Source organism: Mesorhizobium sp. M0751, from assembly GCF_040320265.1.
Lineage (GTDB): Bacteria > Pseudomonadota > Alphaproteobacteria > Rhizobiales > Rhizobiaceae > Mesorhizobium.
In genome coordinates this window covers 423491-450093 of record NZ_JAMYPH010000004.1, presented here as the reverse complement: position 1 = coordinate 450093, position 26603 = coordinate 423491, and the positions used below count along the sequence as shown (strand labels likewise).

Genomic DNA, 26603 nt, shown 5'->3' with positions numbered 1-26603 from the left:
GAGCCAATTAGCACCACAGCCAAATTAGTAGCATAGCTGCCGGCACAAAGCAAGAACAAAATCTCCCCCTCAGGGGGGGAGATCGGCAGTTCCGCCGGCCTGAACCCTCGCCAATCCCATTAATGTCAGTAGACTCAACCTCGCCAAGCGCGTTTCCTAGGCCTACCCCACGCCTCGGAGAACGGCCATGCACAACACCCGCCGAACCCTAATCGCCGTCAGCCTTTCCCTCACCCTGACCTTCGTCCCTTTCCTCGCCTTTGCCGCCTCGCCGCAGCCGGCGAAGGGCGAGCACGGCATGGTTGTAACCGCCCAGCATCTTGCGTCTGAGGTCGGCGTCGAGGTGCTGAAGAAGGGCGGCAATGCCGTCGATGCCGCGGTCGCCGTCGGCTATGCGCTGGCCGTGGTCTATCCGACCGCCGGCAATATCGGCGGTGGCGGCTTCATGACCATCCGCTTCAAGGACGATCGCTCGACCTTCCTCGATTTTCGCGAGCGCGCACCGTTGGCCGCGACCAAAACCATGTATCTCGACAAGGACGGCAAGCCGGTGAAGGGCGCCAGTCTCGACGGCTATCTGGCGGTCGGCGTGCCGGGCTCGGTTGCCGGTCTCGAGATGGCGCGGGAGAAATACGGCACGCTGACGCGGCAGGACTTGCTGGCGCCGGCCATCCGCTTTGCCAGGGAAGGCTTCGTACTGGAGCAGGGCGACGCGGCCTCACTCCAGGGCGGCGCGGAGCGGTTGGCGAGGGACCCAGCGGCGGCGGCCATTTTCCTCAAGCCGGACGGCAAGCCTTATGCCGTAGGCGAGCGCCTTGTTCAGCCCGATCTCGCGGCTTCGCTTGCCGCCATTTCCGAACGCGGGGCGGATGCCTTCTACAAAGGCGCGACCGCCGACGCCATCGTCAAGGCAAGCGGCGAGAAGGGCGGCATTCTGGCCAGGGCTGATTTCGCAAACTACGCGGTGCGCGAGCTTAAGCCGGCGACCTGCAATTATCGCGGCTACGAGATCATTTCCTCGCCGCCGCCGAGCTCCGGCGGCGTCATCATCTGCGAGATCTTAAACGTGCTTGAGTTCTATCCGCTGTCCTATCTCGGCGCCGGTTCGGCCGAGACGGTTCACGTCATGGTCGAGGCGATGCGCCACGCCTATGTCGACCGCAATTCGGCGCTCGGCGATCCCGGCTTCGTCGACAACCCGGTCGCAAAACTGCTCGACAAGAATTACGCCAGGGAAATCCGCGAAAAGATCGATCCGTTCCGGGCCGGCGTCTCGCAGGAACTGATGCCGAAGGGCTTTGGCGAGAGCAGCGAGACAACGCACTATTCGATCATCGACAATGATGGCAATGCCGTCGCGGTAACCTACACGCTGAACGGCTCTTTCGGCGCCGGCGTTGTCGCCGCCGGCACCGGCATCCTGCTCAACAACGAGATGGACGATTTCACCCAGAAACCCGGCGTGCCCAATCTCTATGGCCTGGTCCAGGGCGAGGCGAACGCGATCGCGCCTAAAAAGACGCCGCTGTCGTCGATGAGCCCGACCATCCTCGCCAAAGACGGCAAGCCGTTCATGGTCATCGGCAGCCCCGGCGGTTCACGCATCATCACCATCACGCTGGAGGCGATCGTCAACGTCGTCGACCACGGCATGAACATCCAGGAGGCCATCGACGCACCGCGCATCCATCACCAATGGTTGCCCGACACGGTCTATATCGAACCTTTCGGCCTGTCGCCCGATACCGAAAAGCTGCTTACCGGCATGGGCTACCACCTCGATCTTGCCGACACGACCTGGGGCCAGGCGGCCGGCATCCTGGTCGGCGGCAAGAGCCTGGCGGAAATCGAGAAGGGTGGCGGCGCCCGCTACAATGGCGCCATCGACAGCCGCGCCGTATCCGGCAAGGCTATCGGGTATTAGACCCAAAAGTGGGGACCGGTTTACGGATAAGATCATGGTCGACAAGAAGATTACGCCTTGCTTCAGGTGACCAGCGCGATCGTCGACGCTATCAGCATCAGCGCCGCGATGCCGACGAACAGCGCGTAGATGCGCGGCCGGTCGAGCAGAAGCGCATTGCCGGATATCCATGCTGCGGTGGCGCCGCCAAGCGCGAAAAAGAAGGTGCTGCGGCGCCCGAAGCTCAAGCCGGCAGCCATCAGGCCACCGATGATCAGCGCGCCGAACACGATGATCACGGCGACTGCGTATTTTTCGAAATCGTTGCTGCCGGCGCCCGGGCCGATCGCGTTCAACCTCGACAGATCGTCCGGATCGAACGGGCTGGTCGACCCATATTCGTCTTGACCGACAGGCTCATGCATTATTCGTTCTCCGCAAACCGACAGCAAATCATCAAGCCTCGCCGAGCGCAACCGCTCGCCGAATGCGATCGGCACGGTGTTCAACACTTTCTGGCGGCGGCTTGCCAGAGATTTTTGAATTCGCGCTTGGATCTCCGCCCCGTTGCGCGGCCTGGTCAAGCGCTTTGCCCGAGCTGAACCTTCATGCCGCCCTGGCCAAAGACTGCGTTGCATGAACGGAAGCCCCAAGCACCGCCTGTGCGGTGTCGGCCTGCCTTTCATCGACATGCGTCAGCACCAGGATCACACCTTGTGCGGCATCCGGCTTGCCTGGCTGCTTGCCGATATCGGACAATGTGCCGAAAAGTCTGCCGGCAACGCAGCCCAAGGCTGTACCGACGAGGGCCGATGCCAGCCATCCCGCGCCGACGGGATCGATGCCGGGAATATTAAAGGCGCCGAGGCCGGCCAACAAACCCGCCGCCGCGCCAATGGCGGCACCGGTGCCTGGACCGCGCAAGACGGCGCCGATTTCGTCGTCGTAGGGTCCGATGACACTGATCTGGTGGCGCGCAATTCCTGCCGCCTGAAGTGCTTCGACGGCTCGCGCCGCCTGGTCATGGGAATCGAAAAGTCTGCTGATTGTTCGCATTGAAACTGCCTGTGAGGCCCCCCGGCCCTCCACGGTACGGCGGGGTTCCTGCCGAGCGACGACGCCGAGCAACCCCTGACGCATGCGTCGCCCGCCGCTCATTTCTGAGCGGCGGGCGATGGCTGCCCGAAGCTTTCAGGTCATTCGATGATCTTGACGATCTTGCGCGTGCCGGGGTCGACGACGACGGTGCGGTTGTCGACGACGACATAGCGGTATTTGACGTTGGGGACTTCATGAAGCTCGACGGTGTCGGGGAGTGTCGAGCCGATATTGAGTTCCACCCCAGGGATTTTCACCGAGGCCAGCGGCTGCTTCTTCACATACTCCTTGATGACCGTTTCCTGCTGCGGTTCGATGACAACGTCTTGCGCTGCAGCGGCACCGATGCCTGCCAGCAGCAAAAATCCCGCCACTGCGGTCGAAAGATGCATTCTCATGGTCGTCTCCTTTGCGAACTCGGTCCGCTCTTCGCGCCAAGGCTCACTCGAACGGAAGGCAGCTGAAAACGTTCCGTCGACGGGGCTTCGGTCCAGCCCGGCAGGGACCAACCGACGTAATGCCGCAGGACTTAAGTCTGATCCTTGCGCGCAAAGGGTGGGTTTGCCGCGCGACCCGGAACCGCCGCGGCGCCTAGCCGTTGCTGGCTGCACGTTCCGGGAGGATTCCATGGAAAAAGTCGACGGTTGCTCGCACCGATCTTGGCTGTTTCCATTCCGATCGAACCCGGCATCTGCGCAGCCCTGTCCCTTCCTGCGCCGATAAGGGTTCGCGCGTCACTTTGTGGCGGGCGAACCCTCAAATTGCCTGCGTGCACCAAAGTTGATCCCCTGAAGCGAAGAGAAGGGGCGAGGAGAACAGAAATGGCCGACGACAAGACCAAGCGAGACTTCAGCGATCGCAATCGCGTTTCGGCGGATGAGTATTATGAGGTCGAATACTTCGCGCGGGAAAATGGTGTCTCGCCCAGCCAGGTGAGCAAGCTGATCAAAAGGACCGGCGGCGACCGGATGATCCTCTCGCAGGCGGTGAAGGCATTGCGCGAGCGCAAGTGAGATGGCGGCGAAGCCAACGGTGGAGAGGCACTGATCGCGATTGGCCGAGATCGCGGCCAGCTATCGACAACGTGCCCGGATGCCGCCGCTTCGGCCAAGCGCAATGCCCCGCTACTTCTTCGATTCCGATGAAGACGGAATCGTCTATTCCGACGATCAGGGAACGTTGTACGACGATTTCCCGCTGGTCAGGAAAGAAGCCCTTCGCACATTGGCCGAGATGGCCAGGGATGGCCTTCCTCACCGCAGGATTGCAGTCAAGGTCCGGGACGACTATGGCGGTCTGGTCCTTGACGTGGCTTTGACCTTTGCCGTCGAAACGCGGCATTTCGACGAGCGGATTTTCCAGATCGACTTGCTCACGAAGTGACGCCTCGATCGTCATCGCTCCGACCATGAGATTTCTGGTGCAGCCGGCATCTTCCCTAGACCGGAACATTAGAAGTCTCTAATTGTTATCCTAAGCAGCGGGGACCTCCCGGGTTTCTGCTGCAGATCGGGGTGCAACCCGGTCGGCCCGCGCCCTCCGCCAGAGGCGCGGGCTTCGTTTGTTTAGCCGATGCGCAACGCCGTTCGGCAGCAGCATATTGGATACCTGCGGGAGCACTCGTAACATCAGTCGCTACCGTGGCGCCCTGGCGCCCAGGCAACGGAGCCCGTCGTCCGACAGGGCGGCGGGCTTTGACGCGGGTCGCTCCTCACGCAACCGGTGGAATTCTGGCCGGCGCCGCTTCGGGTAGCATGGGGTAAGATGCCCTGACGCAGCGCCGGCCAAGCGGAAATCAGGTCCGCCGCAGCCAGATAGTAGCCGCACTGGCGCAACATGTAATTGCGTGATCGCGGAAGCTACACCAATGCAGAGCACTGCCAGCAGCCCCGGCCTGCCCAGCGGCTGAACCGTGGCATTCATTCATTCTGACGATGCATCGGACGCCCGGACGGCGGAAATTGGACGCCACGCTCGCTCTCGATTCAGCGGCCGGCGATGTCTCCTGCAGATTTCCGACGAAAGGCCATTCTATCCTTGTCGAGCCTGGATTCTTATCAGGTCGTGGCAAGGATTGCCTTTCCGGCCGCGTTTGCCGGCGTTCTGCTGTTCGCCCTTCTGCCGGAGCAGCTCCTGCAGGGTCTTGGCCTGTCTTTCACGTTTGATCACGACAAACTCAATCACGCCGGCGCCTTCGTCGTCCTTGCGGCTCTCGGAAGTCTCGGCTGGCCGGAACGCAAGGCGAAGCTGATCGCCCTCCTCGTTCTCACGGGCGCAGCTATCGAGGGTCTTCAGGCCGTGCAACTGATAGGGCGCGACCCGGATCTATTCGACTGGGTGGCCGACCGCGCGGGAATCGCGGGCGGGCTGACAATTGCAGGCTGGACAAAGCGGCTCGCCGGCGGATTGCCATAGCTCGAAAGCGCATGACAGAATCGGCGCGCCCGTGCCCCAATAAGGGGAAAATGGCCGACGCCACTTGGGGGGCGCGTTGGGGTAAGTTGCCTGATGGGGCGCCGGCCAGGCGGAAAAATCAGGTCCGCCAGAAAGTAACATAGCAGGAATGGCAATGCGCGGCACTAGCGTGATCGCGGAAGGTCCGCGTTCGCGTCTCCGGTGCGGTGACCCGTTTTGGATCAACAATTCTGGCACCTGAATTGCACTGTAGGCACTGCCGGTAACCCCGGCAATGTCCCCGAATATGGGGCCTCGCCGCTTCGCAAATGGGGCGGCGGGCCTTTTTGCAGGACGCCGCCAGGCGGCCGATCAGCGGCTTAGCCGATTACGGGTTTTGTCTGCCCGATTTTCCCTACCAAGTGCTTATTCTCACAACAGAAATTCTAACGCGCACAAGCATCAGTGCTTGACACACGTCGTGGCAACTGGATAAGTGGATACACAGATACGCTCTGATCGGACCCAGACATGGCAGCAGACGCAATCGAGCCGTTGGGCATCACGACCGCCGAGGAGGAGGCTTACCGCCATATTCAGCGGGCCCTGAGGATGGGGCGTTATCGGGCCGGGGACCGGCTGATCCCGGAAGAGATCGCGACGGAAATCGGCATGAGCCGCATGCCGGTTCGCGAAGCATTCCGCCAGCTGGCCGCGGAAGGTCTTGTGGTCATTCGCCCGAACCGTGGCTGCATCGTCGCCGGGCTTACCCTCGATGAGATCTACGAAACATTTGAAATACGCTCGGTGCTCGAAGGGCTGGCGGTGAGGCTTGCCATGCCGCACATCGATGTCGAAGTGCTTGAAGAACTGGAACGCCAGCTTGACCGCATGGAGCGCGCTAGCCAGACCGGCAGCAGCGACTGGGTCGTGCGCCACCAGGCCTTCCATCTGCAGATTTGCCAATTGAGCAACAGACCCAAGCTGGTCCGGCAGATTGCCAGCCTGCACGTCGTGATCGAGCCCTACCTGCGCATCTGGTTCGACTATGTCGACAAGCCCGCCAGCGCGCGTGCCGAGCACGAGATCCTGATTGAGGTGCTGCGGTCAGGTGATGCCGGCAAGGCAGAGATCGTCATGCGGGATCATATCGTCGAGACAGCGCCGCTTCTGGCCAACTTCGCAAGTCCCGGCCGCCGCTAGGAAATACCATCTAACTCGTTGAAGCCGGAAGATAATCCGGCGCGACGAAAGGGAACTGCCATACCGGCAAAAGAGGAGAATGACATGAAAATTAGCCGCATCGCAGCCATTGCGTCGGTCCTGTTCGGCCTGGTTCAGGCCGCCGTTGCGCAAGAAACACCAAAGGCAATTACCATTGCCACCGAAGGGGCCTACGCGCCCTGGAATTTCACAACAGCCGACGGCAAACTGGACGGCTTCGAAGTCGATCTCGCCAATGATTTGTGCGGGCGAATGAAGATCGAGTGCAAGATCGTCGCACAGGACTGGGACGGCATGATCCCCGCGCTGACCGTCGGCAAGTTCGACGTGATCATGGCGAGCATGTTCATCACTGAAAAACGTCTGAAAATCATCGACTTTACCCAGCCATATGCGGTGGATCCCTCAGGTTTCGCGGTTGCCAGGGATAGCGAACTGGGCAAGCTCGGCATTTCCAATGAGCGGTTCAAGCTGGAGAATGAAGCCTCTGCGCAGGCGGCAATCGACAAGCTCAAGCCATTGCTGAAGGGAAAGATCATTGGCGTTCAGGCCGCAACGGCGAACCTGGAATTTGTGAAAAAATACTTCTCGGACGTCGCCGAGATTCGCGAATACAAGACTACCGAGCAACACGATCTCGATCTCGCCGCGGGTCGCATCGACGCGCTCTTCGCACAGCAGACAGCGCTGGCCGCCACGCTGAGCAAACCGGAGTTCAGCGACTATACGCTTGCAGGACCAGGATTTGTCGGGGGTCTCTTCGGTCTTGGCTCCGGGGCCGGTATCCGCAAAGAGGACAGCAAGCTGAAAGACATACTCAACGGCGCCATCGACGCCGCGATCGCCGATGGCACGATCAAAACCCTGTCGCTTAAATGGCTCAAGAGCGACGTCACTCCAGTCAAGTAAGCGCTTGTCGGCGAACGGCCATTCCTGACCCGTTTCGGAGCTGAGCCGTTCGTCCTGCCGGGGGTACCAATGGTTGACGCATTCCGGCTGCTTGGTTTCCAGCACGGAGGTTGGGGGGCTGCTCTTCTCGTGGCGGCCTCGGTCACAGTGCTCCTGTCTGTGCTGGGCTTTGCGCTTGGCGCTGTGTTCGGTGGGCTGGCAGCGGCCGGGCGTCTGCGCAACTCCAAGGTATTGAGGTTCTTGGCCCTTGGCTATTGCACGGTTTTCAGGGGCGTGCCCGACCTTCTGACCATTTATCTGCTTTACTATGGAGGAAGCGTCGCCCTGACCTCGCTTGGTCATAGCCTGGGCGGATCTGGATTCGTCGGCGTTCCAGCCTTTGCCACTGGAACATTGGCCATCGCGATCATCTCGGGCGCCTATCAAGCCGAGGTCTATCGAGGGGGTTACCTCGCCATCGACCAGGGACAGCACGATGCCGCTTGCGCGCTTGGTCTCAACCGGCTGCAGCGGCTGCGACAGGTTATTTTTCCCCAGCTCCTGAGATACGCGCTGCCGGGTCTCGGCAATGTGTGGCAGTTGGTTCTGAAGGACTCCTCGCTGATATCGGTAATTGGCCTCGTTGAACTGATGCGCCAGGCACAGGTCGCTGCAGGTTCGACCCGTGAACCGTTCGTCTTCTACATTGCTGCAGCCTTGCTCTATCTGGCTATCGCTTCCGTCACCGGCCATGCCTTTTACCGTCTGGAACGAAAGGCGCCGTGGCGCGTCCGGTCGGCATGATAGATTTCAGTTTTTTCCTCGAGATCCTGCCGAAGCTCCTTGCCGGCCTGCCGCTTACGATGGAACTGGCCCTGACTTCCATTGTTGCCGGCTTCGTTCTTGCCGTCACATTGGCGCTTGCCCAGCAATCGGAATCGCCCTTCGTCGTCTTGCCGATCCGTGGCTTCGTTGCCGTGTTCAGGGGCACGCCTCTGCTGGTGCAGATTTTTCTGACCTATTATGGCCTTGGTCAGTTCCGGCACCAGCTGTCGGCAATTGGATTATGGGCCGTTTTCCGCGAACCCTACTGGTGCGCAATCATCGCGCTGACACTCAACACTACCGCCTATGGCAGCGAAATCCTCCGCGGCGCGATTCAATCGGTGCCACGCGGCCTTGTCGAGGCGGCCCGGTCTGTCGGCCTGTCCACCTCTCTGACCTATCGGCACGTTATCCTGCCGCTGGCCTTTCGCCAGGCGCTGCCGAGTTACGGCAATGAAATCATCCTGATGATCAAGGGCACGTCTCTGGCTTCCATCGTGACCTTGATGGAGGTGACCGGAATTGCCCAGGGATTGATCTCCCAGACCTACCGCGCCTTTGAAGTCTTCATCTGCGCGGGCGCCATTTATCTCACTTTGAACTTCGCGATCATCCGTGCCTTGGCGGCACTCGAATACTGGATGTCGCGGCATCTGCGGCACCGCCCCTCGACGATGAGCGACGCCGCCTCTTGATCACGATCAGAAGGGCATAGCATGCGAAATTTTGAGAAACCCACGCGCTCGGTCGTCGTTTCACGCGAGGCCATGGCCGCCACCTCTCATCCGTCGGCGACCCTGACGGCAGTCGAGGTCATGGCGGCCGGCGGCAACGCCATGGATGCCGCCATCGCAGCCTGCGCGGTGCAATGTGTCGTCGAGCCAGCCTCGACCGGCATTGGAGGCGATTGCTTCGCTCTTCTGTCGCGAAACGGATCCGGCGAGGTCATCGCCTATAACGGATCGGGCAGGACACCCGCCGCCCTCACAATTGACTGGTTCCTCGAACGTGGCATGGCCGAGGTGGCCCGCAATTCTCCTGGCTCCGTCACCATCCCGGGAGCGATCGATGCCTGGACCAGATTGCACGCTGATCATGGGCGTATGCCCTTCGATCAAATCCTGGCCCCCGCTATACGTTTCGCCGAGGAAGGCTACGCCATTTCACCGCGGGTCCATCGTGACTGGGCGTTGGAGGAAGAACTTCTGGCCTCCGATGTTACCGCGAAACGGATTTTCCTGCCAAACGGCCGCGCGCCACGCGTTGGCGAAGTACATCGCCAGCCTGAGTTGGCTGCAACGCTGCGGCTGATCGCCGAGAAGGGACGCGAGGCTTTCTACACCGGCCCAGTGGCCGAAGACATGGTCGCCTATCTTCGTGGGCTCGGCGGATTGCACACACTCGAAGATTTCGCCTCGGCAACAGGCGAATACGTGACCCCGATCAGCACGGCGTTTCGAGGCTGCGATGTGTTCGAATGTCCGCCGAACGGCCAGGGTGTGATCGCGCTGCTCATTCTAAACATCCTCTCGCGCTTCGAAGCCAAGGGGGACCCGCAATCCGCGGACCGGCTTCATCGGGAAATCGAAGCGACACGCCTCGCTTACGCCGCGCGTGACCTGCTCGTCGCCGATCCAGACACGTCCGAAGTCCCGGTGGCCGACATGTTGTCGAATGCCTGGGCCGATCGTCTGGCCGGCATGATTGACCTAAAGCGCGCCCGCGCGGATCTGCCGGCGTTCGATATGCCGCTGCACAGCGACACGGTCTATATTTCCGTTGTCGACAAGGATCGCAATGCGGTCAGTTTCATCAACTCGGTCTTCGACAGCTTTGGCTCGGGCCTGGTCTCGCCACGCTCCGGTGTCGTCTTGCACAATCGCGGGCAAAGCTTTTCGCTTGACCCCAGGCACCCCAATGCGGTGGCGCCGAACAAGCGGCCTTTGCATACCATCATACCCGGGATGCTTGCGAGAAGCGGCCGGGCAGAAATGCCTTTCGGCGTTATGGGTGGCTACTACCAGGCAATGGGCCACGCGCATCTGCTGACGAAGGTGCTCGACTTCGGCATGGATCTGCAGGAGGCGATTGATCTGCCGCGGGTCGCCCCCGTCAGCGGCACGATGAAGGTCCAGGCCGAACACGGGCTCGCTGGCGAAACCGCGACTGAACTTAGCCGACGCGGTTTCGAAATCATTCCTGCGACGGACCCGATCGGCGGTGCGCAGGCCATCCGCATCGATTGGGCAAACGGGACGCTGCTGGGTGGTTCCGAACCGCGCAAGGACGGCTGCGCCCTCGGTCTGTAGAGCGGTTGTGCCAGAGCGGGTTCCAAGATGCTGAAGACGTCTTCATCGACATTTGGCCGGCGAGCAGGGGTCGCTGGCGCCATGGTCCAGATAATTCTTGCACGCCGAACCACCGACACGCGGATTTTCAGTCCGCTGTCGGTGATTGATATTGTTCAGATTTTAGGCTGAATGTCGCGTTTGTGTCGCGTCAAGCCAAAAGCGCCCGCTCGGCCTGAACTCGTTGCCCTGTTCAGCGCCCAAACGCGCGTGCCGTGGTGCCGACAGTCATTCAGATGGATGATGGTATGGTTCGGCACTCACAGTAAGCTCCGATCCCCAGGCGTTTTTAGAGACTTTCTGAGGTCCATGTATGGGCGCAAGCGGCGCGACGACGGAGGTGTTGGCGCAGGCGCCGGGGTCGGCATCGTCGAGGCTCGCACGCCTGGAAGCCACCACGACCGACGTCGACCAACGGGCAACCGTGGGGCGCTCGATCGATCAGGAGATGGCACGGGCGATCGAGAAGCAATTGCAAGTTCTCAAGTCAACCGGCAACGCTGTCGCGGCTCAACAGGCGGGACTGCACGCCATGGAAAGGCAGTCTTCCGCCGCATCGCATCTCCTCCAAGGCTTTTTTCGGCGTCAGCAGGATGCCAGCGAGCGGGGTCAACTCGGCCAGGCGGATGCCAGAGTGTTTACGCTCGCTACACCGCTGGAGTGGGCGAGCTCGCTTCATCCGATCTTTCTGCTTCCTGTTCGGGAGATCCCTGCATGATTATCGAGTTGTTCGGTCCGCCTGGCGCAGGCAAGACGACCCTTCTCCGCGCCCTTTGCCGTGAGCTGGCGAAACACGACATCCGTGTGAAGACAGTCAATGGCTATCGCCGGATCGATTTTGTGTCTGTCGGCAGCGAAGTCGATTCGGTCGAGGATGAAGGCCCGGAGACACGCCATGGCATCCAGCGTCTGGTGCACAAGCTCGCCACCGCGAGTCCGGTCTTGTTCTCGACCCCGCCGAGCGAGGGGGCCGCTGCGCGGCTTTTGGCATCGATCCCTCCAAAAAGTCGAATATGGGCGTTGCGTCTGAAGATCGACGTCGTTTTGCTCTTCGAAGCCTGGAATACGGCGCAGGCCTCAGAAGGGTACTTCATTTTCGAAGAGGGCATCGTTCAGGCGTTGTGTGCGCTCGTCCTGTTGGGACGAGATCAAAGTATCGACATGGTTCGTAATTGCCTGACGTTCCTGCCGCGACCGGATCTCCTCATTCAAGTCGACGCGCCCGGGGAAACGCTGCGCCACCGCCTCATTGAGCGGTATGCGCGGCAGCCGTACCTCGAGCGCCTTCTCGAAGTCGGAGTGGTCAGGGGCCTGAAGCAAGCGGATATTGCGAGGGAGATCGGCCAATGCCTGCAAGACAAATGGCCGCTGATGCGTGTCGACGGCCTCGACCCACGCAATTTCGAACAGGTCGTCGCGCGCATCGTGGGACACGCATTGCCCGCGACGGCATGCGTCGGGCCAGACTAGAGGCGCGAGTTGCATGGTGCTCACGGTGAGATCGTTCGTTGGCATTCGCAGATTTCTGCGGGCGCAGTGGCGACCGGTAGGGAGCGTTCATGAGAACCGTGCACCCGCTCGTCCGGATTACCGCGCAAGCCACCAGACGGCTGGGTACGGTGCCCATTACTCCGACACGTTCCGGTCCGGCTACTATGCAGCTCTGTGGTCGGGTATCGAAAAGCCTTTGGTCGAACGTACTCTCCTGCCTGTCGGCGGGCCGAACCGGAAATGTCTGGACTTCGCATGCGGCACAGGTCGCATAGCAAATATCGCAGCTCAATTTTTTGGTGAAGTCGTCGGCGTTGACATCTCCCAATCCATGCTGGCTAGCGCACGGGTTCCGAAGAACGTGAAATTGGTCCGCGCGGATCTTACGTTCTCTCCGCTTGCCGAAAGGTTCGACGTTGTCACGGCATTCAGATTCTTCCTCAATGCTGACGATGAGCTCAGGAAGGATGCACTGTCGGCCATCAGCGCGCATTTGAACGAAGGTGGATTGCTGATCTCGAATATCCACATGAATGCGACCTCCCCAATAGGGCTGGTCTGCCGCATTCTGAACCGTTATGCAGGAGGGACAGTCCGCCACACTTTGAGCATTAAACGATACGAGCAGATGCTCATTGCAAATGGCTTTATTGTCGAGCGGATAGTTGGGTACGGTTTTTTGCCGCGACCCGGGAATTTGCTGCCAAGACTCTGCGAAATATTGATCGTGCCGTTTGAAAGGATCTGCGCAACTGCCAGGATTCCGGCGGGGCTTGCGCAGAATTTCCTGGTGGTTGCCAGAAAGCGGTAACGCCGGCGGGCAATTTGAAACCGAGCATTTGCCATGAGGCTGGTCTTTGTTGAAGCTATTGGCAGGAAAGTATCGAGTGTCGTTTTTGGCAGCGCTTCGCTTGGCTCAATCAGTTCCCAACACGGCGCGACATGAAATGCCGTAAGTCGCCAAGTTGGCGACACCGCGAGCCATTGATTTTATACGAGGAAGTAGTGGTGCCCAGAGGCGGATTCGAACCACCGACACGCGGATTTTCAGTCCGCTGCTCTACCAACTGAGCTATCTGGGCCTGCTCCGGCGCGCGGCAGTCTGCACACCGGGTTCATGAAAGCGCCGTCGGCACCCCTTGAAAGCGCGTGGGTTATAGCACGGGAATCCGGCCTGTCCAGCGCTTAGAGCATGATCCCGAAAAGTGGAATCCGGTTTTCGGAAAAGACAAAACGCCAGAACCTGTTCCATCCGATCTATCCGGATGGGAACAGGGCCTGGACATTGATTTCAGGCGGGAAACGAGAGGCAGTCGGCAAGGCCGATCATCGGTCACGATCGCGGCCGCGAAACCGTCCCAAGCTTGTGGAAAACCGCAGGCGGACGGCGCTATTTCTGGTCGTCGTTGTCGTCCTCGTCGTCGCGACCCGGGATGACGTAGACCCCCTTCAGCCAGCGGTTGAGGTCGATGTCTTTGCAGCGCTTCGAGCAGAACGGATAGGTTTCGCGCGCCGATGGCTTGCCGCATTCGGGGCAGGGCCGCTTGGGACGTAACGGCGTGACCTTGTCGTCCGGGCTCATATCCGCGCACCCGACAGCCAGTTGGTGTGCACCTTGAAGCCTTCGCCGCTCAAAAGCGCTACCGTCTCGTAGAGTGGCAGGCCGACGACGTTGGTGTAGGAGCCGACAAGCTTGACGACGAAGGCGCCGGCAAGCCCCTGGACGCCATAGCCGCCGGCCTTGCCGCGCCATTCTCCCGACGCGATGTAGGCCTCGATCTCCTCGCGCGGCAGCCGCTTGAAACGCACCCTGGTCTCCACCAGCCGCAAGCGCTGCTTGCCGCCCGGCGTGATCAGGCAGATGCCCGAATAGACCCGGTGCGAACGGCCGGACAAAAGCCCCAGGCAGTTGGCGGCGTCGTCGAGCGTCTCGGCCTTGGGCAGGATACGCCGCCCGACCGCAACCACCGTGTCGGCGGCCAGCACGAAGCTCGGCAGGTAGTCGGCTTCGGTCTTCAGCGAGGCCAGCGCCTTTTCGGCCTTCTGCGTCGCCAGGCGCTTGGCCAGCGAGCGCGGGTGTTCGGCGCGCAGCGGCGTCTCGTCGACATCGGCCGGCAGCACGCGGTCCGGCTCGATGCCGGCCTGCTGCAGCAGCTCGATCCGGCGCGGCGAACCCGAGGCAAGCACGAGCTTCTGCAAAATGCCCATCGCGATCCCGGCCGGGTCCTTGAACTTACTTGAAGCGGTAGGTGATGCGGCCCTTGGTCAGGTCGTAGGGCGTCATCTCGACCAGGACCTTGTCGCCGGTCAAAACGCGGATGCGGTTCTTGCGCATGCGGCCGGCCGTATGGGCGATGATTTCATGTTCGTTTTCGAGCTTGACCCTGAACATCGCGTTGGGCAGCAGTTCCGTCACGACACCCGGAAACTCGAGGACTTCTTCCTTCGGCATTCGATACCTTTGCTTGGATGGGTACTTCCAGCGCCCCGGCCGGAAAGTTGCGCGGAACCTATATGATAAACGTCCGCTTGTGAACATGCTTAATCCGCGGCGTTTTCAGCCCCGTTGCCGAGAAAACGGCGGCCGATCCGCGCCTTCAGCCGCTCGCGTACGTCGCGGTAGGCGGCCATGATCTGCTCGCGCGTGCCGCTGACGCCGGTCGGGTCGGGCATCGGCCAATACTCGACCTCGACGGCCAGCGAGCGGGTGAGCTCGAGCGCGGTGTGGTGGGCTTCCGGCGCCAGCGTCACGATCAGGTCGAAATAATCGTCCTCGAGGTCACCCATCGTTCTCGGGTGCCGTTCGCCGAGCGACAGCCCTTCTTCGGCCAGCACGGCATCGACGAACGGATCGCGTTCGCCGCCGCGCACCCCTGCCGAGGCGACGAAGGTGGTGGGCGGAAGCACCTTGCGCGCCAGCAATTCGGCCATCGGCGAGCGCACGGCGTTCATGCCGCAGACAAACAGGATCGAGCGGGGCAGGATCGGGCGGGGCAGCGGGGCGGCCAGTTTCAGCCTCGCCAGTGCAGCACGCAAACCAGCGTGAACAGCCGGCGCGCCGTGTCGAAGTCAATCTCGATCTTGCCGGCAAGCCGGTCCATCAGCGTCTGCGAGCCTTCATTGTGCAGGCCGCGCCGGCCCATGTCGATCGCCTCGATGTGGCTGGGCGTCGCGGTGCGGATGGCATCGTAATAGCTTTCGCAGATCATGTAGTAATCCTTGACGATGCGCCTAAGCGGCGTCAGCGACAGGATGTGGGTGACCACGGCTGCGCCGTCCTCGCGCGCCACCGCGAACACCAGCCGGGACTCGGCCAGCGACAGTTTTAGCCGGTACGGGCCGGCGCCGTCGTCATTGACCGGCTGGAAGCGGTTCTCCTCGATCAGGTCGAAGATCGCCACCGCCCGCTCATGCTCGACATCAGGCGTCGAGCGGCCGATCGTCTCGTCGAGCTCGACATCGATCAGCCTGGCGCGGGTTTGGTCGTAGTCGGACATTTCTACATGTTCAGCCGGATGGCGACGGAGCGTCCATGCGCATCGAGGCCTTCCGCCTTGGCAAGCGTGATCGCCGCCGGCGCCAGCGCCCGTAATTGCTCCGGCCCGAGCTTCAGGATCGACGTGCGCTTGACGAAATCGAGCACCGAAAGCCCGGACGAAAAGCGCGCCGAGCGCGCCGTCGGCAGCACGTGGTTGGAGCCGGCGACATAGTCGCCAATGGCTTCCGGCGTGTGGCGGCCGAGAAACACCGCGCCGGCATTGCGCATCCGCGCCAGGAAGGCCTCTGGGTCGTCGATGGCAAGCTCGACATGTTCGGCCGCGATGCGGTCGACCAGCGGCAATGCTGCCTCGATCGTCGGCACCAGGACTATGGCGCCAAAATCGCGCCAGCTCGCCGACGCGGTTTCTCCGCGCGGCAGGCCCTGCAACTGCCGCTCCACCGCCTGTTCGACCGCTGCGCCAAAGAAACGGTCGTTGGTGATCAGGATCGACTGCGCCGACACGTCATGTTCGGCCTGGGCGAGCAGGTCGGCGGCGATCCAGTCCGGGTCGTTGCTGCCGTCGGCCACGACCAGCACTTCCGACGGCCCGGCGATCATGTCGATGCCGACCGTGCCGAACACCTGGCGCTTGGCTGCAGCGACATAGGCATTGCCGGGGCCGACGATCTTGGCGACGGGCTTTATCGTCTCGGTGCCATAGGCAAGGGCCGCGATCGCCTGGGCGCCGCCGACGCGGTAGATTTCGGAGACGCCGGCAAGGTCGGCCGCCACCAGCACCAGCGGCGGCACCTCGCCGCCTGAGGCCGGCACCACCATGGCGATGCGCTCGACGCCGGCGACCTTGGCCGGCACGGCATTCATCAGCACCGAGCTTGGATAGCTCGCCGTACCGCCCGGCACATAGAGCCCGACGGCCTCTATCGCCGTCCAGCGCGAGCCGAGCTCGACGCCGGTGGCATCGGTGTAGCGGTCGTCCTGCGGCAGCTGCCGCTGGTGATGGGAGCGTATGCGCTCGCGCGCGAATTTCAGCGCCTCGACCGTCTGCGGATCCGCGGCTTTGTAGGCCTTGGCAATGTCATCCCTGGAGACGGCGATGCCGAGCCTGGCCAGGTCGCCGCCGCCGAACTTCTGCGTGTACCCGATAAGCGCCGCGTCACCCTCGGCGCGAACCTTGGCGATCATCTCGCGCACCACGGCGTCGACATCGGCCGAGACTTCCCGCTTGGTCAGCAGGAACGCGGCAAAGCGCTGCTCGAAATCGGGGTCGGACTGGCGAAGCGTGACAGCCATTGGCTCAAACCCTGTGGACCGGGCGCGACGTCGCTTCCCAGGCGCCGCCGACATCGGCAAGCCGTGCCTCGATGCATTCGACGTCGAGCATGATTGTGCCGCCGCCCGAAAAGATCAGCTCGACGATGCCGGCCGGCTTGTCGAGCGCGAGAAAGCTGATCGCCAGCAGCGACAGCACTTCGTCGGGCTTGTCGCGGGCAATGCCGCTGGTCTTGGCGCCGAGCACCCGGTCGAAATGCAGCACGGCCTGCCGCCGTTCATTGTGCTGGCGGAAGAAGCCGGATTTCGCCTCCCAGACGAAGCGGTTCATGGTCAGCACGAAGCGCTTTACCGAAGGCAGGTATTCGAGATCGCTGACCTTCATGACAGCATCCTGGACATGCGCCGAGATGATGCTCAGATCCTGATCGTCGAGCGCGACAAGCTTGAGGCCATTCATGCGGAATTCGCACCTGCGAAGGTTTACATTTGGCCTTCTGTTAGGCGGTCTTGGCGATCCGCGCAACCGGACCGCAAGCCTTGCGGAAAGGCTCTACCCCGAAATGCGCTCGATCTCCGCGCCGCAGCCGGAGAGCTTTTCCTCCAGCCGCTCGAAGCCGCGGTCGAGGTGGTAGACGCGGTTGACCGTGGTTTCGCCTTCGGCCGCAAGGCCGGCGATGACCAGCGACACCGAGGCGCGAAGATCGGTCGCCATGACCGGCGCGCCCTTGAGCTTCGCCACGCCGTCGACGATCGCCGTCTGGCCGGACAGCGTGATGTGGGCGCCGAGACGGGCGAGTTCCTGGACGTGCATGAAGCGGTTTTCGAAGATCGTCTCGGTGATGCGCGACTTGCCCTTGGCCATCGTCATCAGGCCCATGAACTGCGCCTGCAGATCGGTCGGGAAAGCCGGGAAGGGCGCCGTCGTCACGTCGACCGGCGAAATGCCGGCGCCGTTGCGCCTGACGCGGATGCCGGAATTGGTCTGCGTGATCTCGGCGCCGGTCTGCGAGATGATGTCCAGCGCCGTCTGCAACAGGTCGGGCCGCGCGCCTTCCAGCACGACGTCGCCGCCGGTCATCGCCACCGCCATCGCATAGGTGCCGGTCTCGATACGGTCGGGGATCACCCTGACGCGAGCGCCCGACAGCGCCTCGACGCCGTCGATGGTGATGATCGCCGTACCGGCGCCGGAGATCTTCGCGCCCATGGCGTTGAGGCATTCGGCGAGGTTGACGATCTCGGGCTCACGGGCGGCATTTTCGAGCACCGTCTCGCCCTTGGCCAGCGAGGCCGCCATCATCAGCACATGGGTGGCGCCGACCGAGACTTTCGGGAACACATAACGGTTGCCGACAAGCCGGCCGTTCCTGGTCTTGGCGATGACATAGCCGGTGTCGACGTCGATGTCGGCGCCCAGCGCCTGCAGGCCTTCGAGGAAGAGGTCGACCGGGCGCGTGCCAATGGCGCAGCCGCCGGGCAGCGACACCTTGGCCTCGCCCATGCGGGCCAGCAGCGGCCCGATCACCCAGAACGACGCCCGCATCTTCGACACCAGCTCGTACGGCGCCGTCGTGTCGACAATGTTACGGGCGGAGAAAGTTATGGTTCGCGAATAGCCTTCCTGCTGCTTTTCGCGGCGGCCATTGACCGAATAGTCGACGCCGTGATTGCCGAGGATGCGGATCAGCTGCTCGACATCGGCCAGATGCGGCACGTTTTCCAGCGTCAGCGTGTCGTCGGTCAAAAGCGAGGCGATCATCAGCGGCAGCGCGGCGTTTTTGGCGCCCGAGATCGGGATGCTTCCGGCAAGCTTATTGCCGCCGACAATTCTGATGCGATCCATGAAGAGCGTCCCCTCGGCGCCAAGGCCGGTTTAAATCGGTTGAGTCTGTTGCGGCCATCTAGACCATTGGCCGGCTTGGTTCAAGAAACAGGCTACTCCCCACTTTGGCCCACGCCGACTTTGGCCAAAGTACCGGCGCCAAACATAGCCGATTCGCGTTAATCTTTTTTCATCGCCGCCTGCAGCCCCTCTGGCCGCTCGTCGGCGTCGCCAGTCCTTCGCGAGCGCGATTGCGCCTTGCGCTTCTGCAGGTTGGCGCGCAGCTGCTCGGCCAGCCGGTCCTTGCGGCCCGTTCCGCCCTTTTTCGCTGAACCATCCTTCTCCGGTGATCCATCCTTGTTCGGAGAAACTGTCTTGCCGTTCATCGTTCCGTCCCCGGCCGGCGACCCGCCGGTGCGGATCAAGGGATAGCCAACATTGTGGCACGGCCATGTCCGCAACAACCGCCCGGTGCGGCCTTTCAACCCGGCCCCCGTTTGTGCCGCTTGTCTTGGCCTTGCGCTTGCCGGTTCGATATGGCAGAAGCCCCGCCATCGGCGGCTGCGGTAGCTCAGTGGTAGAGCACTCCCTTGGTAAGGGAGAGGTCGAGAGTTCAATCCTCTCTCGCAGCACCAGATTTTCGGTCACCGAGGATTTGTGTTGCGCCTGAATTTCATTGCCCTTTGACTCGCCGTGTCTTTGCGGCCTTTAGGGCGCCGACCCAGCATGCTCCTGGACCCGGCTTGCAGCGCCGTTCCCGCATCTCGCGATTTTTCGGACGCAGCGCCGCTCCCGGGTCACATGTCATCGGGTGGTGCAAGAAAACAGTTCTCATGCTCTTCGGTCGGATGAAGGCAAATATGATAATTGCCATCCTGCGACGGAATCTCATCACCATACGGAATGAAGTATCGCTGCTGCCGCGTGATCTTCCGATGATCCCCAGGCCTCAGGATGACAACCCAGCCACCGGGACGAACATGAACCGCCCGCGCTGGGATTCGCTGACACTCGCCGTGTTCCGCGTCGCCGTGACAGCAGGCCAGCGGGTAGCTCCACCCTGAGGGGGCATCATGCACCCTCGAGGGAACCAAAAACCCTGGCGACGAAAGTGCCGCAAGGACGACCGCGGCAGTGGCTCGGTGCCGCGCCATTCCCTTTTCCGGTTGCCACTTCGGCCACATGTTGAAGTGATCATATGCCTGCTAATTAGCACTAGCTAATAAAAAGATGCTGGAGCGTCCTCCTGTGCAGCCGTTCTCGCGTTCCGCTCCGGCATGCTGCCTACCCCGTGTCTCTCCCTCCATTTTGTTGACTTTTGAAATAGTCACAGCTAATATAGAGAAAGCTAATGTTAGGAGAGTAACCCCCTTTTATCTCAACTACTTGAGTTCCCTTCAGAATTAATAGAAGTCAGCGATCAACCGTCCCCCAGAGTTTCATAAGCTCATGAGGATAGATGGCAGATGCATGTCCTATCCTTTAGCGCACTGATCGCAGGATTGCTGAAAATTGTGCTGGTCTCTGTCCAGTATACTCACGCTAATCCTTATACGAACGGTCTCTCTCCTGATGAAAATCGCGAGAAGGTTGTCTTTGACGATCCGATTAACGAAGTCGACGTCGCAATCGTTCTTGCGGCCGACATGTCCGGCTCCATCAACCACATAGAGGCCAAGCTACAGCGCGAGAGCTATGCCGCTGCTTTGGAATCAGCAACCGTGCTTAACGTGATCAAAGAGGGTGTGCACGGCAAGATCGCCGTCACCTTTGTCGAATGGTCGAGCCGCGGCTCCTTGGAAACCAGGGTGGGCTGGACCATTCTTTCCGATGCAAATGATGCGGCCGTCATCGCTGAGGCACTCCGGAAGAAGTCGGAAAGGCGACGCTCTGGTCCGCGCGGATCGAATACGTCGATCTCATACGCGATCGACGCCTCTGTGGACGCCTTTGACAAACTGCCTGTCCCAACGTTGCGCAGAATCATCGATATTTCAGGCGACGGATCAAACAATGACGGAACGTCCGTCGAGGACAGCCGTCAGAGAGCACTCCAGAAAGCCATTGTAATTAATGGCCTTCCAATAGGCGCTGACGTTGAAAATGGTGAGACGACGACGGAATACTATTCGAGGCACGTGATCGGAGGACCCGGTTCGTTCGTCATTCCCGCCGACAGTGCCGCTGCCTTTCAATCGGCAATAATCAGGAAGTTAATTCGAGAAGTGAGTTCCGCCTCCGGCAAAGCACGTTCTTAGACGGATCCTGCAGTCTGCCCGACGAAGCTAAGAAAGGTTCGAGCGATTTTGGGGCGGTCCAAAAATCGGCCACGCTGATCTCGAAGCAAAACGGTAGTCGACGGCCCCGTTTAGGGTTCGAAGCAGTCTTGCCCCCGGGCTACTGTGTCTGACGTGAGTCCAACGGTCCAGCCGTCCAAAATCGGTCCGCGCATGGCAGCCAGAGCCGTTCGGGCGGGCGCTCGAAAATGCTGAGGTGCCAAGCATCTCGCCATGCCAGGAAAATGCCAAGATCGAGGCACAGCTCGCGCTCGCACGCGCCATGATGCGCGCGGGGAAGCATTCTGGTCTGCCCTGCCGCAGGCGGCTTAACAAAGCTCCAGTCGGGAACAATCACTCAACGACTCGCGTTTCTTGGTAGGGCGCGCATTTTGTGCACGGCAGCGGGCCTCGAAGGCTCGCAAATGTCGCGCCGGCGTTTCAATCGCACTCGCCTCAGCCCTCACGATTTGGCTATTTGTGAACGCGTGTTTGATCAGGTTTGCACAGATGAACACATTGACCCTTTAAGCCTGGATGCCGAAGCCTTAGCGGTGATGATCGTCGCAATCTTCCGAAACGTGACCACCAATGAGCGCGAACTGCTGGAGGAAGTTAGGTCTCTTCGTCGCTCAAAAGGCACAGAGAAGGCGCACTAGCTTGGCAGCGTTCCAAGGCGAATTGGTCTAGTCCCGCTTTGGCACGGCCGTCTGGCATCTGAATTGCTCATTGAAACTCGCCAGAGTGTAGCCACCGAGCTTGCGAAGGGGATGGAAATGGGCTTAGCCGAAGACTTATCGGATGTCGCGCTCACATTCGAATGTCCGGATTGCTCGCATCCGGCGGTAAGAAAGGGCTCTGCACTAAGAGCGATCGCGCACATCAAATGCGACGGGTGCAACGCGAAGGTGCGGATCACCTATCCGCAGAAGCTAGCGATCTTCGAAAAGCACAGGCTATTGGCCGCAGGCGACCGCCGCCAGCGAGGCCAGGAACACTACGGTGCCCGCAACATCGATCGGGCCGCCGATGCGGCCGAAGTGGCTTCGCGACCTCTGCCGCGGGTAGCGACGCGTGCTTAACCCTTCCTCATCCGCGCCGCCTTTGCCCTTTCTACGCATGTTGACCATGACAATGCGGCCAACCGGAATAATCCCGTCGCGGGGCTCGTTAGTTCATTAGACGATGCTAAATATGGCAAAGTGTCCGAATGTCACTTCATGAAGCCCGCCAGACCGGCTGCGGCTCGCTCTGGCCTAACCTCGAAGGGAACCAGGGATGAAAATTTCGACCTCTTTGACGAGACGAAGTGTTGTCGCCGGGCTGGCGCTGGCCGCCGCATCGACATCGGTATTGCCTGCCGACAAGGCGCTCGCGCAGACGAAGAAAACCACATCCGAGAAAAGTCTGTATGAGCGGCTGGGGGGTGTGTTCGCCATCGCAGCGGTGATCGATCATTTCAGCGACGCCGTCGTGAAGAACCCCATCGTCGGCCAGAAGTCCAAGAACCCACAATTGCGCAAATGGCACACCAAGAACCTTGAAAGGTTGCCCGGCCTCAAGTTCATGCGCACGCTGTGGGTCTGCGACGTTTCCGGTGGGCCCTTCAAGTTCGTCGCCACCAAGCCCGGCGCGACGCCGCTCGGCCTCGAGGAAGCGCATCGCGACCTGCGGATCTCCCCCGCGGAATTCGATGAGGTCGCAGCGGAACTCGGGCGGACCCTGGATCATTTCAAGATTCCGAAGCCTGAGAAAACCGAAGTCCTGGAAGCTTTCGCCGCCCACAAGGACGAGGTCACCGCCGGCTACGTCAAGCGGGGCTGAAGCGTCTATACCGTATGGGCATTCGTTCTGAGCATGGCGCGCGTCGCTGTGACTATGCAGCGCGGCCGCAGCTCAGCGGGCAATTATCCCGATGGTTCCTACTCCGAACCTGCCCGAGCTGTCTCCACTTGGAGCGATCCTTCCGGCAGCGGTCGCAGGAGTTCAGCCTCGGACCTCGTCAGGTGGATCCAGGCCGCCCAGTCCGATGGCCGCAGCACAACCACTTGCCGGTTGTGATATGGCGCGACATCCGGGCCTGGCTCGCTCGTCAGCATCGCGAACGTCGGCGGCTTGTTGCCGACACCCTCGCACCACAGCCCGGCAATCGCCATGAACGAATGGCCATTCAGCGTGAACCTGTGCTTGGTTTTTGGATATTTCGTTCCCGTGAATTCGAAGAATGCCGACGCCGGAACGAGACAGCGCTTGCTGTTGCCGAACTGCCGACCCTCCGAGCGAAAGTTGAATACAGGTCCGCCTTTTGGCCCGGCCGGGGGAAAGCCGAACGTCATCGACGCCAGTTCGATTGCGTCGCCGGCAGCCCGCATTACCGGCGCTGGGTCGTTGATGTGGATGTCATCCGCCTGCGGCAGATCCAATTCGGTTTGATGGCTGGGGATTTTGAGCGCCAGCGATTCCATCATCCGGCAATATTCGGCCCAGGCGATGTGCTGCTCGTAGTCATTGCACATGGAAGGGCTCCGCACGCTCGATCGAGATCAGTTCAATATAGCGTTTCGCGCCGATTGCTGGCGGATTTGATGTAAGCCTATTTGGGCCGGCGGGCGGCAGCGATGGCCTGCAACAGATTGATGCTGTTCACGTCGGGTTCACTGGATGCGGCAACGGCAAGTGCGGCGGCCTCGGCTATTTTCGCGACGTCGTTGCTGCTGATCGTTCCGCGCTTCTCCAGCAGATTTACAAGTTCGACAACGAGAAGAAAGGCGTTCACGCCATATCGTTCGGCTTTGAGCTCGAACTCGCCTCGAGCCAATTTCCCCGCGTCTCCTTCAGCCCGTTTGTCCACGTTGGCGTCCTCTCCTATGGCTACAAGCTATTAACGCTTAGCACGAATGGTTCAATCCTTCGAACTGGCCACACCTTCGCCAATTGCCGGGCATCGTGTCGCCGGTGGCAAGGGCATGGGTTCAGCCAAGGATGAGACCAACCAACAGAACAGTAAGAATAAAGGACAGCACGACGGCAAGTAGCCCGCATGCTTCCAAAGTGTTGGTTTGCCAAGCTTTCGTCGGGCGCCTCCGGTTTGAATTCCTGTTTCGCGAAACAAACTTCATCGGGCACCAGATCTGACGCGGAGCCGGCTTGAATTCGGCAAAGCGCTCCTCTTCATCGGCCCGGAAGGCATCTCCGCGAAACTCCGGAGCACCGTATGCGCGGCGCCGGCCTGCTTTTCATCGACGCGGGCCATCACCAGTACGACACCCTCTGCGATCTTCGGCTTGCGCGACTTCTGGGCAAAATCGGCAAAAGTTCCGAGAAGCACGCCGGCAAAGCCGCCCCACGCCGCACCGACCAGGGCCATCCCCGTCATCCCCGCAGGATCAACGCCTTGAGCTCCAAAAGCGCTTAAGCCGGCCAACAGACCGGCCGTCGCGCCAAGTGCGGCACCAGCAACCGCACCCCGCCAGAGAGCGCTCATCTCATCGTCGTAGTATCCAGCAACGCTGATCGGTTCATCATTGTCGTTGTAAGATCCGACGACGCTGATCTGGCGGCGGCGAATCCCGGCAGCCTGAAGTCTGGCCACGGCACGTGCTGCCTGGGCATGGGAATTGAACAGTCTGCTGATCGTTTGCATTTGCGCCCAGGCCCGACGCTCGTCAGGAGCGTCGGGCCTCTCCTCCCTGGCTTTGAACTCTTCCGTCCGGACGCATCTTCGTCGCGCCAAAGCTCACCACAACGTGAGCCAGCCGGCTACGTTCCTCGGCCGGGGCTTCGGTCCAATCCTGGAGTATCTTGCTTGGGACCTAAGTCTGACCTGCTTGAGTGCAACGTTTCGCCGGTGGTGAGCAGCAGACGGCCTTGCGTCCAAGGCTCAGCTGATGCTTCTGGACCAGTTATCAACCTGGCGCTCCGCCTCTTCCTTGGCGATGCCATATCGCTCCTGGATGCGTCCCAAGAGCTGGTCTCTATTGCCCTCGATACGATCAAGATCGTCGTCGGTGAGGTCACCCCACTGCTCTTTCGCCTTGCCCTTGAACTGCGTCCATTTTCCCTTGATTTGATCCCAGTTCATATGTTCCTCCTTGCTTCCTGGGCCCGCACTAAGCGGAGCGCGGACCGATCGGCATTTCAATGTTGGTGACGAATGAAGATTAGCAGCCGCTAAAAGTTCCGGTGCCGGCGCAAAAAGCCCGCCGTGCCCGTGCCGGACTGCGAGCTGGTATTGATGATGGCCGGAGCTTGATGCTCTCTTGCAGCGCCATCCTATCCCGTTGAAGTCGCTGAGCTTCTGCCAGGCTGGCTTTGGCTGGCGAGCCTCGAAAGGCTGCCCGGCAGCATTGTTCTGTCCTTGCCGATCATCAGCACGCCGCTGTCCGGGGCCAGCAGGGCCGAGAACGGCAGCATCGCCGCGCCGATCGGCGAGGCCTCGGGGCCGAATTGTCCAGAGACGATTTCCGGCGCCACGATGCCGATGGCGCTGATCCTGTTGAACTGGGTCTGCACCTTTGCCAGCAGCTCGAGATGGATCGGCCGCGGCAGGATGCTGTCGAGAACGATCGCCTCGATGTCGATGACCGAAGTGATGGCGATGATCGCCTCGACCAGCGCATTGGCACAATCGTCGATCCATTCGGACAACGGCTCGCGCGCCCCCGGCGGCAAGGGATCGAGCTCGCGCACGCGATTGATCTCGATGCCGCGCGATTTGAGATGATTGACCAGCACATAGATCGAAGCGCGATGCAGCAGGCTCTGGTAGCGCGCCGGCTTGGCCGCCACCGAATCGAGGCTTGAAGGCGAGACCGGCAAAGGACCAAGCGCGGCGCTGTTGCCGTGCGGCCCGGTATGGACCTTGCCGCCTTGCACCAGTCCGCCGCCGACAAAGGTATCGATCGAAATATGCATGAAGTCGCGGAAGCGCGCGCCGGTCCCCTGGATGAGTTCGGCGAGTGCGGCCGATGATGCGTCGTTTTCCACGAAGACCGGGGTCTTCGGCTTTGTGGCGAAGAACGTCGTCAGATCGATTGCTTCCCAGCGGCTGCCGAGATCGTCGGGAAAGCCGAGCTCTTCGCTCCAGCCGCCGAGGAAATATGGCGAGGCGATGCCGACGCCGACGATGCTGGCATCGCCAAGCCCCTCGAGCAGCTTGTCGAAATTGGCGAGCGACATGTTGCCGGCCTTGAGCACCATATCGGGATCCGGAAAGCGATATTCGTGCGACTCGCGCGAGCGGACCTCGCCGGCAAAGTCGACGAGCACGGCTTCCAGCGCGCGCCGGCCGATCTTGATGCCGACGCTGTAGATACGCTCCGGTGCAAGTCGGTAGAGAGTGGATGGCGATCCGCGTTGTCCGAACCTTTTTCCCACTTGCTTTACGAATCCGGACGATTCCAGCCCGTCGACAATGGTGGCGACCGCGGCCGGCGTCAGATTTGCGGCGCGCGCCAGATCGGACTTGGATGCCTCCTTCAGCCGGCGAATGGCATCAAGCACGAAGCGCTCGTTATAATGCCGCACCTTGACCGAATTGCTGCCTTTTCCGGACAAAACC

At 61.1% G+C, this 26603-nt stretch carries 32 protein-coding genes and 2 tRNA genes; 16 read left to right on the top strand and 18 right to left on the bottom strand.

Translation table 11 applies throughout. The features are described 5' to 3' along the window. Positions 1-187 precede the first annotated feature (187 nt). Complete coding sequence (ggt, locus tag NKI19_RS09955; RefSeq protein ID WP_352488257.1) at positions 188-1924, top strand: gamma-glutamyltransferase; 1737 nt, start codon at positions 188-190, stop codon at positions 1922-1924. 62 nt (positions 1925-1986) lie between these two features. On the opposite strand, the gene NKI19_RS09950 is transcribed toward ggt (NKI19_RS09955), so the two are convergent. The 3 genes from NKI19_RS09950 to NKI19_RS09940 all read right to left on the bottom strand — a co-directional run bounded on the left by NKI19_RS09950 (position 1987) and on the right by NKI19_RS09940 (position 3399). Then, entirely contained in the window at positions 1987-2328 is a 342-nt protein-coding gene (locus tag NKI19_RS09950) for a hypothetical protein (protein WP_352488258.1), read from the bottom strand. A 181-nt stretch (positions 2329-2509) separates the two neighbouring features. Then, on the bottom strand, positions 2510-2959 hold the full coding sequence (locus NKI19_RS09945) for a hypothetical protein (RefSeq protein WP_352488260.1): 450 nt from the start codon (positions 2957-2959) through the stop codon (positions 2510-2512). A 140-nt stretch (positions 2960-3099) separates the two neighbouring features. Beyond that, on the bottom strand, positions 3100-3399 hold the full coding sequence (locus tag NKI19_RS09940; RefSeq protein WP_352488261.1) for a DUF1236 domain-containing protein: 300 nt from the start codon (positions 3397-3399) through the stop codon (positions 3100-3102). A 423-nt stretch (positions 3400-3822) separates the two neighbouring features. Between NKI19_RS09940 and NKI19_RS09935 the strand changes: the two genes are divergently transcribed. The 11 genes from NKI19_RS09935 to NKI19_RS09885 all read left to right on the top strand — a co-directional run bounded on the left by NKI19_RS09935 (position 3823) and on the right by NKI19_RS09885 (position 12982). Further along, positions 3823-4014 carry a DUF3606 domain-containing protein gene (locus NKI19_RS09935; protein ID WP_352482451.1) on the top strand — a complete coding sequence of 64 codons (192 nt, stop codon included), beginning with the start codon at positions 3823-3825 and terminating at the stop codon, positions 4012-4014. A 40-nt stretch (positions 4015-4054) separates the two neighbouring features. After that, positions 4055-4384, top strand: coding sequence for a DUF6894 family protein (locus NKI19_RS09930; protein ID WP_352566427.1), 330 nt, complete (start codon positions 4055-4057; stop codon positions 4382-4384). 654 nt (positions 4385-5038) lie between these two features. Then, positions 5039-5416 carry a VanZ family protein gene (locus tag NKI19_RS09925; protein ID WP_352566425.1) on the top strand — a complete coding sequence of 126 codons (378 nt, stop codon included), beginning with the start codon at positions 5039-5041 and terminating at the stop codon, positions 5414-5416. Positions 5417-5950: 534 nt separating this feature from the next. Continuing rightward, positions 5951-6598, top strand: a complete 648-nt coding sequence (locus tag NKI19_RS09920) for a GntR family transcriptional regulator (protein WP_352488266.1) — start codon at positions 5951-5953, stop codon at positions 6596-6598. 84 nt (positions 6599-6682) lie between these two features. Beyond that, complete coding sequence (locus NKI19_RS09915) at positions 6683-7528, top strand: transporter substrate-binding domain-containing protein (RefSeq protein WP_352488267.1); 846 nt, start codon at positions 6683-6685, stop codon at positions 7526-7528. A 69-nt stretch (positions 7529-7597) separates the two neighbouring features. Beyond that, positions 7598-8311 (top strand): ABC transporter permease, encoded by a 714-nt coding sequence (locus NKI19_RS09910; protein ID WP_352488268.1) that lies wholly within the window; start codon positions 7598-7600, stop codon positions 8309-8311. Continuing rightward, positions 8308-9027, top strand: a complete 720-nt coding sequence (locus NKI19_RS09905) for an ABC transporter permease (protein WP_352488573.1) — start codon at positions 8308-8310, stop codon at positions 9025-9027. The genes NKI19_RS09910 and NKI19_RS09905 overlap by 4 nt, the downstream gene beginning before the upstream one ends. A gap of 21 nt (positions 9028-9048) precedes the next feature. Beyond that, positions 9049-10641, top strand: coding sequence for a gamma-glutamyltransferase (gene ggt / locus NKI19_RS09900; protein ID WP_352566423.1), 1593 nt, complete (start codon positions 9049-9051; stop codon positions 10639-10641). 352 nt (positions 10642-10993) lie between these two features. Beyond that, positions 10994-11398, top strand: a complete 405-nt coding sequence (locus NKI19_RS09895; RefSeq protein ID WP_352488270.1) for a hypothetical protein — start codon at positions 10994-10996, stop codon at positions 11396-11398. Further along, positions 11395-12150 carry an AAA family ATPase gene (locus NKI19_RS09890; RefSeq protein ID WP_352566421.1) on the top strand — a complete coding sequence of 252 codons (756 nt, stop codon included), beginning with the start codon at positions 11395-11397 and terminating at the stop codon, positions 12148-12150. The genes NKI19_RS09895 and NKI19_RS09890 overlap by 4 nt, the downstream gene beginning before the upstream one ends. Positions 12151-12163: 13 nt before the next feature. Further along, complete coding sequence (locus NKI19_RS09885) at positions 12164-12982, top strand: class I SAM-dependent DNA methyltransferase (protein ID WP_352488272.1); 819 nt, start codon at positions 12164-12166, stop codon at positions 12980-12982. Between the two features lie 195 nt (positions 12983-13177). On the opposite strand, the gene NKI19_RS09880 is transcribed toward NKI19_RS09885, so the two are convergent. From NKI19_RS09880 to NKI19_RS09835, 10 genes are all read right to left on the bottom strand, one after another. Further along, positions 13178-13253: transfer RNA gene (locus NKI19_RS09880), tRNA-Phe, on the bottom strand. 308 nt (positions 13254-13561) lie between these two features. After that, on the bottom strand, positions 13562-13753 hold the full coding sequence (yacG, locus tag NKI19_RS09875) for a DNA gyrase inhibitor YacG (RefSeq protein ID WP_352488273.1): 192 nt from the start codon (positions 13751-13753) through the stop codon (positions 13562-13564). Next, positions 13750-14379, bottom strand: coding sequence for a Maf-like protein (locus tag NKI19_RS09870; protein ID WP_352488274.1), 630 nt, complete (start codon positions 14377-14379; stop codon positions 13750-13752). The genes yacG and NKI19_RS09870 overlap by 4 nt, the downstream gene beginning before the upstream one ends. Before the next feature lie 25 nt (positions 14380-14404). Next, the gene (infA, locus tag NKI19_RS09865; RefSeq protein ID WP_006200926.1) at positions 14405-14623 is read right to left on the bottom strand and encodes a translation initiation factor IF-1; all 219 of its coding nucleotides are present in this window, start codon (positions 14621-14623) and stop codon (positions 14405-14407) included. 89 nt (positions 14624-14712) lie between these two features. Continuing rightward, positions 14713-15195: an arsenate-mycothiol transferase ArsC gene (locus NKI19_RS09860; RefSeq protein WP_502899259.1), complete on the bottom strand. Its 483-nt coding sequence runs from the start codon at positions 15193-15195 to the stop codon at positions 14713-14715. Then, positions 15183-15668, bottom strand: coding sequence for a UPF0262 family protein (locus NKI19_RS09855; protein ID WP_292663977.1), 486 nt, complete (start codon positions 15666-15668; stop codon positions 15183-15185). Before NKI19_RS09855 ends, NKI19_RS09860 begins: the two co-directional genes overlap by 13 nt. Before the next feature lie 2 nt (positions 15669-15670). Further along, on the bottom strand, positions 15671-16963 hold the full coding sequence (gene hisD, locus NKI19_RS09850) for a histidinol dehydrogenase (protein WP_352488276.1): 1293 nt from the start codon (positions 16961-16963) through the stop codon (positions 15671-15673). 4 nt (positions 16964-16967) lie between these two features. Beyond that, positions 16968-17402, bottom strand: a complete 435-nt coding sequence (locus NKI19_RS09845; RefSeq protein WP_352488277.1) for a DUF2948 family protein — start codon at positions 17400-17402, stop codon at positions 16968-16970. A 93-nt stretch (positions 17403-17495) separates the two neighbouring features. After that, positions 17496-18788 (bottom strand): UDP-N-acetylglucosamine 1-carboxyvinyltransferase, encoded by a 1293-nt coding sequence (gene murA, locus NKI19_RS09840; protein WP_352566419.1) that lies wholly within the window; start codon positions 18786-18788, stop codon positions 17496-17498. Positions 18789-18946: 158 nt separating this feature from the next. Then, positions 18947-19192, bottom strand: a complete 246-nt coding sequence (locus tag NKI19_RS09835; protein ID WP_473559483.1) for a hypothetical protein — start codon at positions 19190-19192, stop codon at positions 18947-18949. A 135-nt stretch (positions 19193-19327) separates the two neighbouring features. Here NKI19_RS09835 and NKI19_RS09830 point away from each other — a divergent pair. The 4 genes from NKI19_RS09830 to NKI19_RS09815 all read left to right on the top strand — a co-directional run bounded on the left by NKI19_RS09830 (position 19328) and on the right by NKI19_RS09815 (position 22867). Further along, positions 19328-19402, top strand: a tRNA-Thr gene (locus tag NKI19_RS09830). Positions 19403-20233: 831 nt separating this feature from the next. After that, a complete protein-coding gene (locus NKI19_RS09825; protein ID WP_352566417.1) occupies positions 20234-21025 on the top strand; it encodes a DUF1194 domain-containing protein in 792 nt (263 codons plus the stop codon). A gap of 740 nt (positions 21026-21765) precedes the next feature. After that, a complete protein-coding gene (locus NKI19_RS09820; RefSeq protein ID WP_352488280.1) occupies positions 21766-22125 on the top strand; it encodes a hypothetical protein in 360 nt (119 codons plus the stop codon). Positions 22126-22396: 271 nt separating this feature from the next. Then, positions 22397-22867 (top strand): group I truncated hemoglobin, encoded by a 471-nt coding sequence (locus NKI19_RS09815; RefSeq protein ID WP_352709464.1) that lies wholly within the window; start codon positions 22397-22399, stop codon positions 22865-22867. 98 nt (positions 22868-22965) lie between these two features. Here NKI19_RS09815 and NKI19_RS09810 read toward each other — a convergent pair whose 3' ends face one another. The 5 genes from NKI19_RS09810 to NKI19_RS09790 all read right to left on the bottom strand — a co-directional run bounded on the left by NKI19_RS09810 (position 22966) and on the right by NKI19_RS09790 (position 26599). Beyond that, positions 22966-23559, bottom strand: a complete 594-nt coding sequence (locus tag NKI19_RS09810) for an SOS response-associated peptidase (protein WP_352488282.1) — start codon at positions 23557-23559, stop codon at positions 22966-22968. Positions 23560-23636: 77 nt separating this feature from the next. Beyond that, entirely contained in the window at positions 23637-23894 is a 258-nt protein-coding gene (locus NKI19_RS09805) for a hypothetical protein (RefSeq protein WP_352488283.1), read from the bottom strand. 264 nt (positions 23895-24158) lie between these two features. Next, entirely contained in the window at positions 24159-24635 is a 477-nt protein-coding gene (locus NKI19_RS09800; protein ID WP_352488284.1) for a hypothetical protein, read from the bottom strand. A 288-nt stretch (positions 24636-24923) separates the two neighbouring features. Next, positions 24924-25124: a CsbD family protein gene (locus tag NKI19_RS09795; RefSeq protein WP_023719429.1), complete on the bottom strand. Its 201-nt coding sequence runs from the start codon at positions 25122-25124 to the stop codon at positions 24924-24926. Between the two features lie 191 nt (positions 25125-25315). After that, positions 25316-26599, bottom strand: a complete 1284-nt coding sequence (locus tag NKI19_RS09790; RefSeq protein WP_352488285.1) for an ROK family transcriptional regulator — start codon at positions 26597-26599, stop codon at positions 25316-25318. Positions 26600-26603: the final 4 nt, after the last annotated feature.

Bases quoted from the DNA above. Each gene is read 5' to 3' on its own strand.
- yacG (WP_352488273.1), bottom strand. From the start codon at position 13,753: ATGAGCCCGGACGACAAGGTCACGCCGTTACGTCCCAAGCGGCCCTGC.
- NKI19_RS09910 (WP_352488268.1), top strand. From the start codon at position 7,598: ATGGTTGACGCATTCCGGCTGCTTGGTTTCCAGCACGGAGGTTGGGGG.
- NKI19_RS09870 (WP_352488274.1), bottom strand. From the start codon at position 14,379: ATGGGCATTTTGCAGAAGCTCGTGCTTGCCTCGGGTTCGCCGCGCCGG.
- infA (WP_006200926.1), bottom strand. From the start codon at position 14,623: ATGCCGAAGGAAGAAGTCCTCGAGTTTCCGGGTGTCGTGACGGAACTG.
- NKI19_RS09915 (WP_352488267.1), top strand. From the start codon at position 6,683: ATGAAAATTAGCCGCATCGCAGCCATTGCGTCGGTCCTGTTCGGCCTG.
- NKI19_RS09845 (WP_352488277.1), bottom strand. From the start codon at position 17,402: ATGAATGGCCTCAAGCTTGTCGCGCTCGACGATCAGGATCTGAGCATC.
- NKI19_RS09825 (WP_352566417.1), top strand. From the start codon at position 20,234: ATGCATGTCCTATCCTTTAGCGCACTGATCGCAGGATTGCTGAAAATT.
- murA (WP_352566419.1), bottom strand. From the start codon at position 18,788: ATGGATCGCATCAGAATTGTCGGCGGCAATAAGCTTGCCGGAAGCATC.
- NKI19_RS09890 (WP_352566421.1), top strand. From the start codon at position 11,395: ATGATTATCGAGTTGTTCGGTCCGCCTGGCGCAGGCAAGACGACCCTT.
- NKI19_RS09795 (WP_023719429.1), bottom strand. From the start codon at position 25,124: ATGAACTGGGATCAAATCAAGGGAAAATGGACGCAGTTCAAGGGCAAG.
- NKI19_RS09885 (WP_352488272.1), top strand. From the start codon at position 12,164: ATGGTGCTCACGGTGAGATCGTTCGTTGGCATTCGCAGATTTCTGCGG.
- ggt (WP_352488257.1), top strand. From the start codon at position 188: ATGCACAACACCCGCCGAACCCTAATCGCCGTCAGCCTTTCCCTCACC.
- NKI19_RS09855 (WP_292663977.1), bottom strand. From the start codon at position 15,668: ATGTCCGACTACGACCAAACCCGCGCCAGGCTGATCGATGTCGAGCTC.
- NKI19_RS09950 (WP_352488258.1), bottom strand. From the start codon at position 2,328: ATGCATGAGCCTGTCGGTCAAGACGAATATGGGTCGACCAGCCCGTTC.
- ggt (WP_352566423.1), top strand. From the start codon at position 9,049: ATGCGAAATTTTGAGAAACCCACGCGCTCGGTCGTCGTTTCACGCGAG.
- NKI19_RS09810 (WP_352488282.1), bottom strand. From the start codon at position 23,559: ATGTGCAATGACTACGAGCAGCACATCGCCTGGGCCGAATATTGCCGG.
- NKI19_RS09940 (WP_352488261.1), bottom strand. From the start codon at position 3,399: ATGAGAATGCATCTTTCGACCGCAGTGGCGGGATTTTTGCTGCTGGCA.
- NKI19_RS09895 (WP_352488270.1), top strand. From the start codon at position 10,994: ATGGGCGCAAGCGGCGCGACGACGGAGGTGTTGGCGCAGGCGCCGGGG.
- NKI19_RS09905 (WP_352488573.1), top strand. From the start codon at position 8,308: ATGATAGATTTCAGTTTTTTCCTCGAGATCCTGCCGAAGCTCCTTGCC.
- hisD (WP_352488276.1), bottom strand. From the start codon at position 16,963: ATGGCTGTCACGCTTCGCCAGTCCGACCCCGATTTCGAGCAGCGCTTT.
- NKI19_RS09945 (WP_352488260.1), bottom strand. From the start codon at position 2,959: ATGCGAACAATCAGCAGACTTTTCGATTCCCATGACCAGGCGGCGCGA.
- NKI19_RS09935 (WP_352482451.1), top strand. From the start codon at position 3,823: ATGGCCGACGACAAGACCAAGCGAGACTTCAGCGATCGCAATCGCGTT.